Source organism: Shinella kummerowiae, from assembly GCF_009827055.1.
Lineage (GTDB): Bacteria > Pseudomonadota > Alphaproteobacteria > Rhizobiales > Rhizobiaceae > Shinella > Shinella kummerowiae.
In genome coordinates this window covers 535,967-552,573 of the sequence record NZ_WUMK01000001.1, presented here as the reverse complement: position 1 = coordinate 552,573, position 16,607 = coordinate 535,967, and the positions used below count along the sequence as shown (strand labels likewise).

Below are 16,607 nucleotides of genomic sequence, written 5' to 3'. Positions count from 1 at the left end.
TTAGCGATCGTCCCGGGCGCGCGCATGGCGGTGCGCGCGCCCATTTCTTTCCCAAGTCCGGCGGCGAGGATTCATGACTTTCCTGCATGACATGCGCTTTCGCGCCTATTTTTATCAGGTCGTCGCGGTCGGCTTCGTCGTTCTCGTCGGCTGGACGATGTTTGCTACGGCGAGCGGCAACCTTGCCAAGCAGAACATCGCGACCGGTTTCGATTTCCTGACGCGGCCCGCAGGCTTTGTCATCACCGAGGCGGCCATTGCTTTCGAAGCGACCGATACGATCGGCAGGGCGATCCTGGTCGGCATCGCCAATACGGTGAAGGTCTCGCTGCTCGCGGCCTTCTTCGGCACCGTGCTCGGTCTGGCAGTCGGCATTGCCCGCATGTCGCGCAACCCGCTGCTCGCCCGCCTTGCGCTCGTCTATGTCGAGCTTCTGCGCAACGTGCCGCTGCTGCTCTATCTCTTCCTCTGGTATTCGCTGATCATCCTGATCCTGCCGCCGGTGAAGCAGGCGCTGAACCTTCTGCCGGGCGTCTACCTCTCCAACAGCGGCCTCGTCGTGCCGGCGGCTTTCGTGGAAAGCGGTGGTTATGCGCTTCTCGCCTGCCTTCTCGGCGGCGCGGCGGCGGCCTTCCTCATCCGCGTTGCGGCGACACGCAAGCGGGTCGCGACCGGTCGGTCCAATCATGGCGGCCTCATCGCCCTTGGCGTGCTGCTCGCGCCGGTTCTTCTGCTGTGGCTGGTCAACGGCTTTTCGGTGAACTGGGATTTCCCGACCGCCGGAAAATTCCGCCTGACGGGCGGGCTGCATGTTCGGCCTGAATTCGTGGCGCTGCTCTTCGGCCTGGCGCTCAGCGTTTCGGCCAATGTCGCGGAAATCGTGCGCGCCGGCATCCAGGCCGTGAACAAGGGACAGTGGGAAGCGTCTGCGGCACTCGGTCTTGCGCGTGGCAAGACCATGCGCCTCGTCGTGCTGCCGCAGGCGCTGCGCATCATCATCCCGCCGCTGACCAACACCTATCTCACGGTCTTCAAGAACAGTTCGCTGGCGATTGCCATCGGTTATCCGGACCTCGTCATGGTGTCCAACACCGTGATGAACCAGACCGGCCAGGCGATCGAGACGATCGCGATCTTCATGGGCGTCTATCTGGCGCTGTCGATCACCATCTCGCTCGTCATGAACTGGTACAATGCGCATGTCGCGCTGAAGGAGCGCTGATATGGCCGACGTTCAAATGCTTGCTCTGGCCCCGCCGCAGCCGGCGCCAACTGCCCAGCGCCTCGGCAAATTCTCCGCCTATTTCGGCACACCCGGCAATACGATCGTCAGTCTCCTGTCGATCGCCGGCATCCTCTTCATCGCCAAGCTGGCGTTCGGCTGGCTGGTCATCGACGCCGTGTTTTCCGGTGCGGGCGAAGCCTGCAAGGTGGCAAGCGGCGCATGCTGGCCGTTTGTGGCGCAAAAGCTGCGCTACATGGTCTTCGGCTTCTACCCCTATGAGGAGCAATGGCGCCCGCTGCTGGCGCTTCTGCTGCTCTTCGGGGCCTGCGGCGTTTCGATGGTGCCGCGCTTCTGGAGCCGCAACCTGCTCCTCGCCTGGATCGTCGTCATCCTGCCGGTGCTCTATATCCTCATGGCCGGCGGCGTCTTTGGCCTGACGCCGGTGCCGACGACGAGTTGGGGCGGCCTGCCGCTCTCCTTCCTGCTGTCCTTCATCGGGCTGACGCTTGCCATGCCGCTCGGCATCGTGCTGGCGCTGGCGCGCGCCTCCAACCTGCCGGCCATCCGGGTGCTGGCCGTGGGCTTCATCGAGATCGTGCGCGGCGTGCCGCTGATCAGCATCCTGTTCATGGCGACGGTCATGCTACCGTTGTTCATGCCGGATGGTGTCACCATCGACAAGCTGGTGCGTGCGCAGGTGGCGATCATCCTGTTCGCCTCCGCCTATATCGCCGAGATCGTGCGCGGCGGCTTGCAGGACGTGCCGGCCGGCCAGCATGAGGCCGGCAAGTCGCTCGGGCTGCACTACTGGCAGGTCATGCGCAAGATCGTGCTGCCACAAGCGTTGAAGAAGGTCATTCCGCCGATGGTCGGCCTGTTCATAGGCTTCTTCCAGGACACGACGCTCGTCACCATCGTCGGCCTCGTCGACTTCCTCGACACGGTGCGCTCCGCCATTCGCGATCCGGAATGGCAGGGCATCGCGGTGCTCGAAGGCTACCTCGTCGCCGCTGCCGTCTACTTCACCTTCAGTGCCCTGATGGGCGCCTATAGCCGCTTCCTCGAAAACCATTTCAGGACGACACATGCCTGACATTACCGTCATCCGAAACGCCCACACCGTCGTCGCCTATGATGCGGCGAGGGGCGGCCATGCCTATCTCAACGATGCGGACGTCGCCTTCGACGACAGCGGTTTCCTGCATGTCGGCGGCCGCTATGACGGCCCGTTCGTGCGGGAAATCTCCGGCCGTGACCGCATGGTCCTGCCGGGCTTCGTCAATGTGCATTGCCATTCCGGCGAGGAGCCGATCTCGAAGAGCCTGTTCGAGGACCAGGGCACCGCCACCCTCTGGGGGCAGGCGATGTACGAATACTCGACGCTCATCGAGATTAGCGACGACGCGGTGCAGGCGGCGCTCACCGTCATGCTCGGCGACCTGCTGCGCAGCGGCGTCACCACCTTCGTCGATATTGCCGGCTCGCACGAATGCTGGCTGCCGACGCTGGCGCAAAGTGGTGCCCGCGCCTATGTCGCGCCCGGTTTCCGGGAGGCTGCCTGGCATGTCGAGAACAGCCACCGGCTCGATTTCAAATGGGACGCCGCCCGCGGCCGGGATGCATTTGCGCGCGCACTGGAAACGGTCGATGCGGCCGAGGCCCATGCCTGCGGCCGTCTCGGCGGCATAGTTGCCCCGGCGCAGGTCGAGACCTGCTCGCCCGAGCTGTTGCAGGAAGCGGCGGAGGCGGCCCGCAGCCGCAAGGTGCCGATCACCATTCATGCCGCGCAGACCATGGCCGAGCACGAGGAACTGCTGCGTCGCCACGGCCTAACCGCCGTGCAATATCTCGAAAAGCTTGGCCTTCTCGGTCCGGACCTCATCCTCGGCCACTGCATCTTCATCGACAGCCATACCTGGACGCGCCAGCGCAAGGCTGAGGATCTTGACCGTCTTGCCGCGAGCCGGACGAGCGTTGCCCATTGCCCCGTCACTTTTGCGCGGAGCGGCATGGTGCTGCAATCGGTCGGTCGCTATCGCCGCAGTGGCGTGAACGTGGCGCTTGGCACCGACAGTTACCCCTTCAACATGCTGGAGGAGATGCGGACGGCTCTGATCAATGCCCGTATCGCCGGTGGCACGGTGTTCGACGTCTCGACGGCCGATATTTTCGAGGTGGCGACACTCGCCGGTGCCAGTGCCCTTGGCCGCAGCGACATTGGCCGCATAACCGAGGGCGCCAAGGCGGACTTTTCGCTGATCGACCTGAAGCATCCCGGCATGCAGCCGGTCTACGATCCCTTGCGCAACCTGTTGCACTGCGCCGCCGAGCGCGCGGTCGCGGCCGTCTATGTCGACGGCGCCTGCGTCATGGAAAACGACCGGCCGACCCGCGTCGACTACGATGGTGCCCTGGCGGAACTGCAGGCGGTACAGGATTTCGCGGTGCGCCGCTTGCAGGCGAACGATCCGCGCGGGCGATCGGCATCCGAGCTGGCGCCGCTCTCGCTGCCGGTGCTGCCGCATCCGTGATGCTGCGGATCGCCAAGGGAGGAGGCAAGCCCTATGATGCTTACCCCAGACCCTCGACCCGGCTCACCTTCGATGCATCGACGCCTGACTTTTCTTCGTTCCTCGGCCGCCCTTGTCGGTGGCTGGCTGCTGCTGCTTGTCGCTTTCGGCCTCTATTCGGCGACAAGCCATCGGCAGGTGCTGGAGCAGGACGTGTCGGAAAGCGGCCGTTCGCTGCAACGCGCCATTTCCCAGCGCGTCGCCCAGCATGATGCGCATCTGACGAGCCTGAGCGCCCTTGGCCTTGCGCAGGCGCAGCCGTCGCAGGATTTCGACCTCGTTGCACGATCGATCCTGCGGTTCTATCCGCGCATCGTCGCGATCGACCTCATCCGCCTGTCGCCGGGCGAGGGGGCGAGCGTGGTGAGTTCCGCGACGTCCGCGGACGGGTCGACGGTGGATCCGTTGGCGGTTGCCCGGGCCGTCGAGGGACTTGCATCCGGCAAGGCGGCCTACGGTCCGGATGGCAAGCCCGGCCACTATCGCCTCATGAAGCGCATGAACGATACGCTTGCCGTGAGCCTCGACATTGACGGCGCTAAACTCGTCGAAGGTGAAGAATCGCCGCGTTGGGCATCGCTGACGCTTTCGACGGGGCAGGGATTGCTGCTGGGAATGCCTGCAAGACAGCTGGCGGCATCGTCACTTTTCGCCCGTACCGTTCGGTTCGACGCGCCGATCGCAAGCGCCACGCAACCGTTGCGGCTATCCGTAGGGCGGCAGGTGACGTTGCCGCAGCTTCTTCCACCGCTGCCCTTTGCGCTGTTCGCGGCGATCTCGCTTTCCGGGCTCGCGCTCGTTCGCTCATTGCTGCGGCATCGGCAGGATGCGGCCCTTGCCCGCGAGGCGGCGGAGGCCGCGTCCCGGCGCGAGGCGCTTCGCCAGCACGAGACCAAGCTTGCCCATGCGCTGCGTATCAACAGCATGGGCGAAATGGCCTCCGGCATCGCCCACGAACTGACCCAGCCGCTGACGGCGCTGCTCAGCCAGAGCCAGGCGGGACGGCGCATCGCGGCGGCGAGCGGCTTGCAGGATACGCCGATCGATAGCGTACTCGCCGCAAATGTGCTTCAGGCCAAGCGCGCCGCCGATATTCTCGTGCGGTTGCGCGCCTATGTCGGTAAAAGTGCCCTGGAGGCGGGCGTGCACGATCTCGGCCGCCACGTCGCCGATATCGTGGCGCTGTCGCGCATCGACCTCGACCGGCGCGGCATCGTGCTCGACGTGGAACTGCCCGAAACGCCCGCCCTGGCACGGATCGACCCCGTGGAGATCGAACAGGTGATCCACAATCTCATTCGCAACGCGGCCGATGCGGTGGAGCAGGCGGACAGGGTGGATGGCCGGGTTCTGGTTTCGTTGAGGCCGGGTTCGGAAGAAAATTTCGAGATCGTCGTCGCCGACAATGGAACCGGTATTCCTGCCGACATTCTGCCGCGGCTGTTCGAGCCATTCTTCTCCAGCAAGCCGGACGGCATGGGGCTGGGATTGAGCCTGTGCGAAAGCATCGTCGAGCGCTTTGACGGCAGTATCGTCGCGGAGAACGGGGTAGCGGGCGGTGCAGTCTTCACCGTGCGGTTGCCCGCGGCGCGGACCGCGGAAAGACGGGAGGAAGCAGCGGAATGACAATGGCGCCGGTCTATCTGGTCGATGACGACGAAGGGGTGCGCAGCGCCCTGTCGCTGCTGCTCGGCACCTACGGCATCCGCATCGAGACGTTCGGTGATCCGACTGCCTTTCTCGCGCGGGCGCCGAAGCTGAAGCCGGGGGTGCTGCTCCTCGACCTGCGCATGCCGGCGATCACCGGCTTGCAATTGCATGAAAAGCTTGGTGCGATCGGCTGCGATTGGCCGACGATCATCTGTACCGGTCATGGCGACGTGCATGCCTGCCGCCGGGCCTTCAAGGCCGGCGTTGTCGATTTCCTGACGAAGCCGATCGACGAACAGGTGCTGATCGAGGCGCTGCAACAGGCATCGGGCGCGCTGGACCAGCAGGCGGAGCGGGCGGAGGCGGCGCAGCTCGTTGCGCAGCTCACCGATCGCGAGCGCGAGGTGTTGGACATGGTCGGGCGCGGCTGGTCGACGCGGGAGATTGCTGAAACGCTGACCCTGTCGCCCCGCACGGTGGACACGCACCGGGCGAACATTGCCCAGAAACTCGGCACGACCTCGGTGGCGGAGTTCGCGCGGCTGGCGTTGATCGGGCAGGCTCCGTAGTCCTACGGACTGCGCTCCGTCCATCCACCGATACCGCAGCGGGTGGAAATCTCCGAAAACAGGGCGTCGCCGCCAACGAGACCGCGCGGCCCCATATGGAGATAGACATGAAGACGTTCGTTGCCACCGCCTTTGCCGCTCTGACCCTTGCCGGTGCCGCCCAGGCTGACGTTCTCACCGAGCGCAACATGCCGCTCGACATCGCGGTCGAAGCCGCCGACGCTGCCGTCAAGGCCTGCGCCGCCAAGAAGTTCAACGTGACGGTCGCCGTCGTCGACCGTGCCGGTGTCACCCGCGCCGTTCTGCGCGCCGACCGTGCCGGCCCGCACACCCTCGACAGCGCTGTCCGCAAGGCTTTCACGGCAGCTTCCATGCGCGCCCCGACCCAGAAGATCGCTGAAAATGTCGGCAAGAACCCGGCTGCCGCGCAGCTCGTCTCGATCGAAGGCCTGCTCGTGCTGGCCGGCGGCGTGCCGGTGAAGGTCGGTGAAGAAACCATCGGCGCCATCGGCGTCGGCGGTGCGCCGAGCGGCGACATCGACGACGAATGCGCCCGCGCCGGCATCGACGCCGTCAGCGCCAAGCTGAAGTAAGTCGAACGCTAACAGGAATCGAAAGCCCCGGCATCGAATGATGCCGGGGCGTCTTGTTGGCGTCGTGGCCCTAAGGGTATTTAGAGAATGAAGTCACCCTTCACGAACTCGATCGTATTGTCGAGCCGGATGGCGAGGTCGGCCTTTCCGTCGCCGTTTACATCGCCGTAGAGGAACGTATCGCCGCCGCTGTTTATGTAGCGTAGTTCGCCCGCCTTGTTGCTGAACCCCTTCTCGCCGATGAACGTGAACGCCTGATTGCCTGACGCAGTGGTGCTGGCATCGATGGTTGAAAGGTCGATCTTGTCGCGTTGGCTTTTCGAGAAGTCGTAGATCATGTCCCGCGCGGTGGTGGTGCTGTCGCTGTAGCTCTTAAAGACAAAGGTATCGACACCGGTGCCGCCGTAGAGTTCGTCTGCGCCGGCGCCACCATAAAGTTCGTCGGCACCTGCGCCGCCATAAATCTTGTCGTTGCCGGCAGAGCCACTCAGACGGTTTGCGCCGCTATTGCCTTCGAGCACGTCGGCATGGGCGGAGCCGGTGAGACCTTCGATCGAAGAATAGCTGTCACCTTTGGCTTCCCCCGTATTTTTTGACGGGCTCAGCAAGCTGGCCACTACGCCGGAGGTGGCGTCGCGGTAGGAGGCGATATCGACGCCCGTACCGCCGTAAAGCTTGTCCGCACCGGCCCCACCGACCAGGAGGTCGTTTCCACCACCGCCGGAGAGGCGGTCGTTGCCGGCGTAGCCGAAGATCGTTGTGTTATTGTCGCCCCCCGTCAGGCCGTCAGCCGCCGAGGAACCCTTCAGCAGTGATTCATTCGACACCGCGGAGAGATAGAAGTTGCCCTTGACGGAAGAGGAATAGCCGGCGATGTCGAGATAGACCTTGCCGGTATTGGACGCCGTGAACTCGATAACGGCAGACGTGTCTGAATCCGAGCTGATCACATTGCCGTTGGCATCGCGCAGGACCAGCTTGAGGCCGCTTGCGGCCGCGCTGCCGGTGCCGCCCGTGGTGAACGTGTACGTGACGCCCGCCTTGACGTTGAAGCCGTACCAGTCGCTGTCTGCCTGAACATCGATTTTGCCCGTGAGGGTTCTGCCGACCAGGATGCTGCTGGTCGTCTTCGTGTTGTTGAAGATCGTGTCGAGGCTGGGATTGGCGACGATGTACTTGCCGATGTCGTTGCCATTGTCCTTGACTTCGATGAAGTATGTGCCGCCGGCGGAGGGCGTGAAGGTGACGAGGCCCGTTGCGGATGAGTAGTTGGTCTCGCCCGCCAAATAGGTGCCGTTGGCGTCACGCACGAAGATGTCGCCGTCAGGGAGGCCGACTGCGCCGCTGCCGGTGACGGTGAAGGCGTAGCTGATGCCGGCCTTGAGGCTGACCTTGAACCAGTCGGAATCGCCTTGCACGTCCACGGCGCTCGCGATGCTCTTGCCGGTGCCGAGCACGGCGGTGGTCGATGTGTTTCGCAGGATGGTGTCGGCGCCGACCCAGCTCAGGTTATAGTTGCCGACGTCGTTGCCGTTGTCCTTGACGTCGAGGAAGTAGACGCCGGTCTGGCTTGCCGCATAGGCGAGAGAATAGCTGCTGCTGCTGTAATTCGTTTCGCCGGCAAGCCAGTTCCCGTTCGCGTCGCGCAGGAACAAGTCTGTGTCCGGCAGCGAGGCGTTGCTACCGTCGCCCGACACGGCGAAGCCGTAGTCGAGACCGGCCTTGAGGGTGATCTTGAACCAGTCGGAATCACCGGCAACGTCCACCGCGCTTTTGATCGTCTGCCCCTGGGAGAGGGTAGAGGTGGTGTTGACGTCGCGGCGGATCGTGTCGTTGCCAAGCCAGGTGAGGATATAGTTGCCGAAGTCGTCGCCATTATCCTTGACGCCGACGAAATAGGTGCCGCCGGCAAGCGCCGAGAAGCTGATCGTCATGCTGCTCGACGAATAATTCGTCTCGCCTTCAAGGTAATTGCCGTTGGCGTCGTAGAGATAGAGGTCGGGGTCGGGCAGGGTGTTGCCGGAACCGTCGCCGGAAAGGCGGAAGCCGTAGTCGAGCCCTGCGGAAAAGGCGGCCTTGAACCAGTCGGCGTCGCCGGCCGATGTCAGGGCGTTCTTGATGGTCTGCCCCTTGATGATGGTTGCGTTCGTCGATGTGTTGCCGGGAATGCTGGACATAGGAATGAACTCCTCGAAATCGATACGGGATTCTGTTGGCTGCGACGGACGGCAAAACCCGCGCGCGGCACGGCAGGATCAATCCTCGACCGCACGAAAAACGTCGCTGGTCGCCGAATCTCGATCATTCCCGCCGCGTCAGGCACAGAGCACGGCGGGGTTTACGGAGTGAGCGCTTTTCTGCGAATGGCACTGTGGTGGCGACGAACGTCTATCGACAGTTGGATCATTGCGAGAAATAGTCCCGCAAAAGGTGTCAAGGATTGTGGGGTAAGATATGGCCAGTCTGACCGAGGCCGGCTTCGGTTTGGCAGCGCGAGACGACAAGGCACGCGATTGGGGGCGGGGCGAGCAACGGGCAGCCATCCGCAAGCTTGCTGCGGCCTATTGGGCCGCCGTCTTCGTGTCGACCAGCGTGTTGTGGGGTATTGCCGGAACCGATCCGGTCGAATCGGCGCCGGGCAAGCTCGCCTCGATTGCGTTCGCGCTTTTGCTCACGATCGGCATGACCTGGCTGTTGAAGCGAACGCTCACCCGTCCCTTGTGGCAGCAGGCTGCGGCCGCGTTCGGCCTTTCCCTGCTTGCCGCGCCGGTTTCGGCGGTCGTCGATTTCTTCATCTACGTCGTGTGCGTCTATCCGGAGCCGGCATATTTCGACACGCGTGAGTTCGCCTTCGGGCTGATTTTCGGCATGTCCTTGTTCTTCGGCTGGTGCTGCCTCTATCTCGCGCTCAGCTACAGTTTCGCACTTGCCGACGGGGAACGCCGCATGGCGGCGCTGCGGGAGGAGGCCCTGTCGGCGCAGATGCGTGCGCTTGCCTACCAGGTCAATCCGCATTTCCTGTTCAATACCCTGAATTCAATGGCCGGGCTTATCGAGGAGGGCGCCAATACCAATGCGCGGGCGATGGTGCTCCAGCTTTCCGGCTTTCTGCGCAAGACATTGTCGCTTGATCCGACCGAGGACATTCCGCTGCGCGAGGAACTTGCCTTGCAATCGGATTATCTGGCGGTGGAAAGCACGCGCTTTTCCGACCGCATGAACGTCGTGTTCTCCGTGGAGGATGCGGCGCAGGATGTTCGTGTGCCGCCGCTCATCCTTCAGCCGATCTTCGAGAATGCGGTGAAGTATGGTGTCGGTGCGACACGTGGTGCCGTGGAGATCGCGCTGCGCGCCGAGGTGAAGGACGGAGCCCTTGCCCTGACGGTCGAGAATGACGTGCCCATGGACATGGCAGGCACGATGCCGCCCGGCATGGGCATCGGGCTCAGGAATGTTGCCGACCGCATGGCGACCCATTTTCCGGAAGGGGCGATGCTTTCAAGCGGCTATGTCCGGCCCGGCCGCTTCGCTGTCTCGTTGACCCTGCCATTGGTGCGTTCATGACCGACATTGCGGATCTGACGGCGATCGTCGTCGATGATGAACCGATCGCGCGTCGGCGTCTTTCGCGCCTGCTGGCGTCGATCGGTGGCGTGCGTGTGGTCGCGGAGGCAGGGGACGTCACTGCGGCGATCGATACAGCACGCAGCCATGCGCCCGATCTCCTGCTTCTCGATGTCCAGATGCCCGGTGGCGATGGTTTCGATGTTGTCGATGCACTCAGGGACAATCCCCCCGCTGTCGTCTTCGTCACCGCTTTTGGTCACTACGCGCTGCCCGCATTCTCCGCCGATGCGGTCGATTATCTGACGAAGCCGGTGGAGGAGGTGCGCCTTGCCGCGGCGCTTGCACGTGTCCGGCAGCGCGTTGAAACGCGCAATGCCGCCGAGCGTCTGACGGAGATGACGACGGCGTTCGAGGCGCTCCGCCAGGCGGTGCGGCAGGAGCAGAATGGCCTGCCGCCGTTCTGGGTGCGGTCACGAGGCAAGTTGGTGCGTGTGGCTGCCGCCGGCGTGACGCGCATCGACGCGGAGCGGGATTACGCCCGGATCTATGCGGAGGGTGAGACCTACCTGCTCGACGAGACGCTGGCATCGCTTGAAGGGCGTCTGCCGGCCGAGCAGTTCGTGCGCGTGCATCGCAGCACGATCCTACGTGTCGCAGCGATCAAGGGGTTTCGCCGGGGGCGGCACGGTGCTTGGGCTGTGGAGCTTCAGGATGGCAGCGAGGTGCGCATCGGCCGCAGTTATCTGTCTTGCATGAAGCTGGTGGTGCCATAGCCTCGTTACTTCTGGGCATTCCTATTCGCGTCAACGCGAAATATGAGTGCTGCATGGATGATTCGGCGGCGATTCGTTTTTTTGATCGTGACGGCAGGGCGTTCCGTAGGGCGACCCTTGGCGCTGCGGTCGCGGCGGTGGCGCTGGTTGGCGGCTGTGCAGCGCGGCCGGGTGTCGGTGTTGCGACACAGTCCACGACCGTTCCGGCCACCAGCGCGCTGGTGCTTCCCGCGCCGGGGACGCTGTCGATCGTCAGCGTGATCCAGCGCCAATACACCAACGGGATCGAGCAACAGGTCGTGCTTTCCACCTCGGCGGCGACGTCCGGGCAGAATTTCCTGAGCATACAGGCCTTCGGTCCGGCTGAGACGGTGGCGATGCCGGGCGGTACGCTGGCCTTCAAGCCGGTGCTGCATTCGGCGATCCGGGCGGAAATCCGACAGTATTTCGCAGGCCGTCCGGTTGCGATCTCGTCCAATTTCGTGCGCAACAGCTATGGGCCGTTCGGCTATGCCTATGGCCGCGGGACGGGTGACGACGGCTGCCTGTACGGCTGGCAGCAGGTCCGCTCGGATGAGGCGGAACGCAACCGGATGAACAATTCCGGGACGATCCAGATTCGTCTGAGGGTCTGCCAGTCGGGCGCGTCGGAGAAAGACCTGGTCGAACTGATGTATGGCTACACCATCGTCGGCGGCTTTGCCGGCAAGACGTGGAACCCCTACGCCACGCCGGCATCCGTCGACAGCCAGATCGGTGGCGGGGAGCCGCTGCGGGTTACGGTCGAGGACCGCAAGGTTCCGGTTATCGTGCGCCGGGAAACGCCGCAGCGCGTCGTCCGGGAACGGCGGTTGCCGGAAGAAAAGCCCGCGCGGGCAGCGGATGTGATCGATACGGACAAGGCGGTGCTCGTTCCCTCGCCATCGGGGAGTGGAACGACCGCAGGAGATGAAGCGGTGGTCGTGCCATCGCCCGTTTGTGTTGCGGATGCGTCGGGTTCGGCAACCTGTAATTGATTTATCAGGCGCGCACCCTAATTTTTGCTTAACATAATGGTGCGTAAGGTTCCGGACAGGCGCTATGACGGCGAAGGACGGCATATGAGACATACCGGTACGATAATTCTGTGGGCGCTTGTCTCCGCCCTCGTGATCCTCGTGATCACCCTGCCGATCAATCTGCAGACGCAGCTCATCGCCAGCATTGCTGTCGTTACCTTCATGGCGGTGATCAAGGTGCTGCGCGCTGAGGGCATCTGGCGGCTGATTGCGCTGGCCTTCGGCACGGCCGTCGTGCTGCGCTACGTCTATTGGCGCACGACCAGCACGCTGCCGCCGTTGAACCAGCTGGAAAACTTCATCCCCGGTTTTCTGCTCTACCTCGCTGAAATGTACAGCGTGATGATGCTGGCGCTCAGCCTCTTCGTTGTCGCCATGCCGTTGCCGCCACGCAAGAGCCGGGCGGCAGGCGGCGGGCCGCTTCCTTCTGTCGATGTCTTCGTGCCGAGCTACAACGAGGATACGGCCCTTCTCGCCAATACGCTCGCTGCGGCCAAGGCGATGGATTATCCGGCCGACAAACTCACGATCTGGCTGCTCGATGACGGCGGCACGGAGCAGAAGCGCAATGCAGCCGCGGTGATCGAGGCGCAGACGGCGACCGCCCGCCACCGGGAGCTTCAGGCGCTGTGCCGCGACCTCGACGTCAACTACCTCACCCGTGCCCGCAACGAACATGCCAAGGCCGGCAATATGAACAACGGCATGCAGCATTCGACCGGCGAGTTGATCGCGGTGTTCGATGCGGACCATGCCCCGGCGCGGGACTTCCTGCGTGAAACGGTCGGCTATTTTGCCGACGATCCCAAGCTGTTCCTCGTCCAGACGCCGCACTTCTTCCTGAACCCGGATCCGCTCGAGCGCAATCTGCGCACGTTCGAGACGATGCCGAGCGAGAACGAGATGTTCTACGGCATCATCCAGCGCGGCCTCGACAAGTGGAATGCCGCCTTTTTCTGCGGCTCGGCCGCGCTGCTCAGCCGCCGTGCACTGAACGAGGCCGGCGGCTTTAGCGGTCTTTCGATCACCGAGGACTGCGAGACGGCGCTGGCGCTGCATTCACGCGGCTGGAACAGCGTCTATGTCGACAAACCGCTGATTGCCGGCCTGCAGCCGGCGACCTTTGCCAGCTTCATCGGCCAGCGCAGCCGCTGGGCGCAGGGCATGATGCAGATCCTGCGCTTCCGCTTCCCGCTGTTCAAGCGCGGGCTCTCGCTGCCGCAGCGGCTCTGCTACATGTCGTCGATGCTGTTCTGGCTGTTTCCGTTCCCGCGCACGATCTTCCTGTTTGCGCCGCTCTTCTACCTGTTCTTTGATCTGGAAATCTTCACGGCCTCGGGTGGCGAGTTCCTCGGCTATACGCTCGCCTACATGCTCGTGAACCTGATGATGCAGAACTATCTCTACGGCTCGTTCCGCTGGCCGTGGATTTCCGAGCTCTACGAATATGTGCAGAGCGTGCACCTGTTGCCAGCCGTCGTTTCGGTCATGCTCAATCCGACCAAGCCGACCTTCAAGGTTACGGCGAAGGACGAGTCGATCAAGGTGTCGCGGCTTTCGGAGATCAGCCGGCCGTTCTTCGTGATTTTCGGCATCCTGTTCATCGCGTTCCTGATGAGCATCTATCGCTTCTATTCTGAGCCCTACAAGGCGGACGTGACCTTCGTCGTCGGCGGCTGGAACCTGCTGAATCTGATCATCGCCGGCTGTGCGCTCGGCGTGGTCTCGGAGCGGAGCGAGAGGGCATCCAGCCGGCGTGTGACGGTCAAGCGCCGCTGCACCTTCATCATCGGCGAGCGCGAATATCCTTCGACATTGGAGAATGTCTCGGCCAATGGCGCTCGCGTGCAGGTCTTCGGGCTGGAGCCCGATATTGCCGTCGGCGAAAACTGTTTCCTCCGCTTCATGCCCTATGGCTCGGAGCAGGAGGAGACACTGCCCGTCGATGTGCGCAATGTCGAAAATCTCGGCAGCGTCGTCGCCGTCGGCTGCCGTTTCATGCCGCAGGCCGCGCGGCACCATTCGCTCGTTGCCGACCTGATCTTTGCGAACTCCAATCAGTGGAGCGATTTCCAGGTGTCGCGACGCTACAATCCTGGTCTCTTCCGCGGCTCGCTGTGGTTTCTCGGCATTGCGGTCTACCAGACCAGCCGCGGGCTGCTTTATCTTGTGCGCAGCATGCGAGGCGGGCGCAAGGGGGAGGCGGCGTGATGTCCGTACGCGCAAAAGCCGCATTGGTCGGCCTCGCCGTTTCGCTGGCTGCCTCGGTTGCCTTCGCGCAGGAGGGAGCAACACCCTTCGACATGTCGGGGGAGCGCGGCCCGACTGTTGAAAAGACGCCGGAGCAAAGCGGCGGCGGTGCAACGGTCAAGGATGTGAAGGTGCCGGAAAAGAAGGCGGTCGCAACCGATCTTGGCACCCGTCGCTACATCATCCCGGCGAAATCGCTGCTGCTGGAAGGTGAAACCGCCGGCCATTCCTTCCCTGTCTTTCTGACCCCGCAACAGGCGGGTGGCGCCACGTCGATCAGCCTCGGCTATTCCAACGCCGTCGTGGTCGCGCCGGAATCTTCGAGGCTCACCGTCGTCGTCAACGACGTCATGGTGGGGGAGATGCCGGTGCAATCGGCGGAGGGCACGAAGGATATCCGCTTCGACCTTCCGCCGGGCCTGCTGCGGCCGGGCGTCAACCGGGTGAGTTTCAACGCCATCCACCGTCACCGCACCGACTGCACGATCCGTTCCACCTATGACCTGTGGACGGCGCTCGATCCCGCGCGCACCTATCTCACGGTGCCGGCGGATACGAGCGGCCGGTTGCTGACGACGGACGACATAGCGGCCATCGGTCTCGGCCCGACCGGCCAGACCAAATTTGTCATGGTCGTGCCGGAAATGGGCCAGCCTGCCAGCACCAATGCGTTGATGCGTCTCAGCCAGGGCCTTGCGCTGATGGCGAAGATGCCGAACCAGACCTTCGCCGTGGCCGAGGCGCTGCCGGCGACGGCGGCCGCCGGCGAACTGACGGTGCTGGTCGGCACTGCCGGCGATCTCGCGCCGCTGCTGCCGGCCCTGCCTGCCACGGCGCGGACATCGGCCGTCGCCACCTTCGTGGATGCGCCGGCCGGCGATCGCAAGGTCTTCGTCGTCAGCGGCCCGGACTGGCCGTCGATCGAAGGGGCGGTGGAGGGCATGGTCTCGCCGATCGACCGCCCGCTGGGCGTCACGCGCGAAGCCTTGAGCGTGCGCCAGCGCAATGCCAGCGAGATGCCGCTGCTGACCGGTGCCACCACGCGTACGCTTGCCTCCTTCGGCGCGCGCACCAGCGAATTCAGCGGCCGCCGCTTCCGCACCGGCTTCGACCTCGGCATTCCATCGGATTTCTACGCCGACGCCTATGGCGAGGCGACGCTGCTGCTCGACGCGGCCTATTCGCCCGAAGTGCTGCCCGGCAGCCACGTCGATATCTATGTCAACGGCAACATCGCCTCGACGGTGCCGATCACCAACCGGAATGGCGGCATCTTTCGCCATCTGCCGATCCGCGTGACCATGCGGCATTTCCGGCCCGGGCCGAACCGCATCGATATCGAAGCGGTTCTTATGACCCAGGCGGACAGGGTCTGTGCGCCCGGCGCCAGCGCGCTGGAGGAGCCGCGGTTTGCGCTTTTCGACACATCCGAATTCCGGACGCCGCGCTTTGCCCGCATCGGGCAGCTGCCGAACCTTTCCGCTCTTTCGGGAACCGGCTTCCCCTATAATGGCCAGGTCGATCCGATCGCGCTCTATCTGGATCGCCTCGACACCGCGACGCTTTCGACGGGGGCCACCTTCCTTGGCAAGCTTGCGGTTTCGAGCGGGCGCGCGCTTCAGATTCGGCCGGAAGCGTCGGCGCTGGCGATCGGCGAACGCAATGCCATCCTGATCGGTACCATTTCCCAGCTTCCGCCGCTGGTGCTTGGCCAGACGCATATCGCTGCCGAAAGCGCCTCCTCCTGGGGGGCGCAGGTCGCGGGGGAGGGGCGCAAGGAAGCGACGCGGGAGACGTTCGATTCGTGGCAATCGAGGGTGCGCGAGGGCTCGTGGAACGGCCAGATTTCCGCGCTGGAGACCTGGTTGCAGGATACGCTCGATATTTCAATTTCGTCGCTGCGCCTGCTGCCGGGCGATGAGGCCCCGATCGAGCCCCCCGATACGGCGCGCTTCTTCATTGCACAGGGCGACAGCCCCGAGCGTACGGCGACCTGGACGGTGCTTTCCGCACCGACAGGCACCGATCTTGAAGGTGGCATGACCGCCGTGGCGCAGGATCCGCGCTGGCAGCAGCTCGACGGCTATGTCAGCCTGGACAGCAGGAACACCGAAGCACTCGACACGCGCGCGGTAAGCCGCACCCGATTCGTCGCCACGCAGCCCTGGACCTTCGCCAATATGCGGCTTGTCGCTGCAAACTGGCTCTCTTCCAACATTCTCGCCTATGCCGCGGTGTTCTGTGTGCTGTCGATCCTCCTCGGAATCGCCACATCGGGGCTTTTGCGCCGCTTCGGACGGGAATCCTGACCCGACCCGTTTACCGGCCGTTAACCCTATCGCGCTTTTATCA

Annotated in this window: 12 protein-coding genes; 11 read left to right on the top strand and 1 reads right to left on the bottom strand. The window is 63.8% G+C overall.

Going from position 1 to position 16,607, the window contains the following annotated elements; all coding sequences use genetic code 11:
- Positions 1-73 precede the first annotated feature (73 nt).
- The 6 genes from GR138_RS02530 to GR138_RS02505 all read left to right on the top strand — a co-directional run bounded on the left by GR138_RS02530 (position 74) and on the right by GR138_RS02505 (position 6,607).
- Positions 74-1,222, top strand: a complete 1,149-nt coding sequence (locus GR138_RS02530) for an amino acid ABC transporter permease (RefSeq protein WP_160857032.1) — start codon at positions 74-76, stop codon at positions 1,220-1,222.
- A gap of 1 nt (position 1,223) precedes the next feature.
- Entirely contained in the window at positions 1,224-2,318 is a 1,095-nt protein-coding gene (locus GR138_RS02525) for an amino acid ABC transporter permease (RefSeq protein WP_160857031.1), read from the top strand.
- Positions 2,311-3,756: an amidohydrolase family protein gene (locus tag GR138_RS02520; RefSeq protein WP_160857030.1), complete on the top strand. Its 1,446-nt coding sequence runs from the start codon at positions 2,311-2,313 to the stop codon at positions 3,754-3,756. Before GR138_RS02525 ends, GR138_RS02520 begins: the two co-directional genes overlap by 8 nt.
- A gap of 72 nt (positions 3,757-3,828) precedes the next feature.
- The gene (locus GR138_RS02515; RefSeq protein ID WP_160857029.1) at positions 3,829-5,421 is read left to right on the top strand and encodes a sensor histidine kinase; all 1,593 of its coding nucleotides are present in this window, start codon (positions 3,829-3,831) and stop codon (positions 5,419-5,421) included.
- Positions 5,418-6,014 carry a response regulator transcription factor gene (locus GR138_RS02510; RefSeq protein ID WP_160857028.1) on the top strand — a complete coding sequence of 199 codons (597 nt, stop codon included), beginning with the start codon at positions 5,418-5,420 and terminating at the stop codon, positions 6,012-6,014. Before GR138_RS02515 ends, GR138_RS02510 begins: the two co-directional genes overlap by 4 nt.
- A gap of 107 nt (positions 6,015-6,121) precedes the next feature.
- Positions 6,122-6,607, top strand: a complete 486-nt coding sequence (locus tag GR138_RS02505) for a GlcG/HbpS family heme-binding protein (protein ID WP_160857027.1) — start codon at positions 6,122-6,124, stop codon at positions 6,605-6,607.
- 80 nt (positions 6,608-6,687) lie between these two features.
- Here GR138_RS02505 and GR138_RS02500 read toward each other — a convergent pair whose 3' ends face one another.
- The gene (locus GR138_RS02500; RefSeq protein ID WP_160857026.1) at positions 6,688-8,784 is read right to left on the bottom strand and encodes a pre-peptidase C-terminal domain-containing protein; all 2,097 of its coding nucleotides are present in this window, start codon (positions 8,782-8,784) and stop codon (positions 6,688-6,690) included.
- 277 nt (positions 8,785-9,061) lie between these two features.
- Here GR138_RS02500 and GR138_RS02495 point away from each other — a divergent pair, with 277 nt between their 5' ends.
- The 5 genes from GR138_RS02495 (at position 9,062) to GR138_RS02475 (ending at position 16,564) form a co-directional block, all read left to right on the top strand.
- Entirely contained in the window at positions 9,062-10,171 is a 1,110-nt protein-coding gene (locus GR138_RS02495; protein WP_160857025.1) for a sensor histidine kinase, read from the top strand.
- Complete coding sequence (locus tag GR138_RS02490; RefSeq protein WP_160857024.1) at positions 10,168-10,947, top strand: LytR/AlgR family response regulator transcription factor; 780 nt, start codon at positions 10,168-10,170, stop codon at positions 10,945-10,947. The genes GR138_RS02495 and GR138_RS02490 overlap by 4 nt, the downstream gene beginning before the upstream one ends.
- 53 nt (positions 10,948-11,000) lie before the next feature.
- On the top strand, positions 11,001-11,963 hold the full coding sequence (gene bcsN, locus GR138_RS02485; RefSeq protein ID WP_160857023.1) for a cellulose biosynthesis protein BcsN: 963 nt from the start codon (positions 11,001-11,003) through the stop codon (positions 11,961-11,963).
- An 84-nt stretch (positions 11,964-12,047) separates the two neighbouring features.
- Complete coding sequence (gene bcsA, locus GR138_RS02480) at positions 12,048-14,216, top strand: UDP-forming cellulose synthase catalytic subunit (RefSeq protein ID WP_160857022.1); 2,169 nt, start codon at positions 12,048-12,050, stop codon at positions 14,214-14,216.
- Positions 14,216-16,564: a cellulose biosynthesis cyclic di-GMP-binding regulatory protein BcsB gene (locus GR138_RS02475; protein ID WP_160857021.1), complete on the top strand. Its 2,349-nt coding sequence runs from the start codon at positions 14,216-14,218 to the stop codon at positions 16,562-16,564. Before bcsA ends, GR138_RS02475 begins: the two co-directional genes overlap by 1 nt.
- The last annotated feature ends 43 nt before the right edge of the window (positions 16,565-16,607 follow it).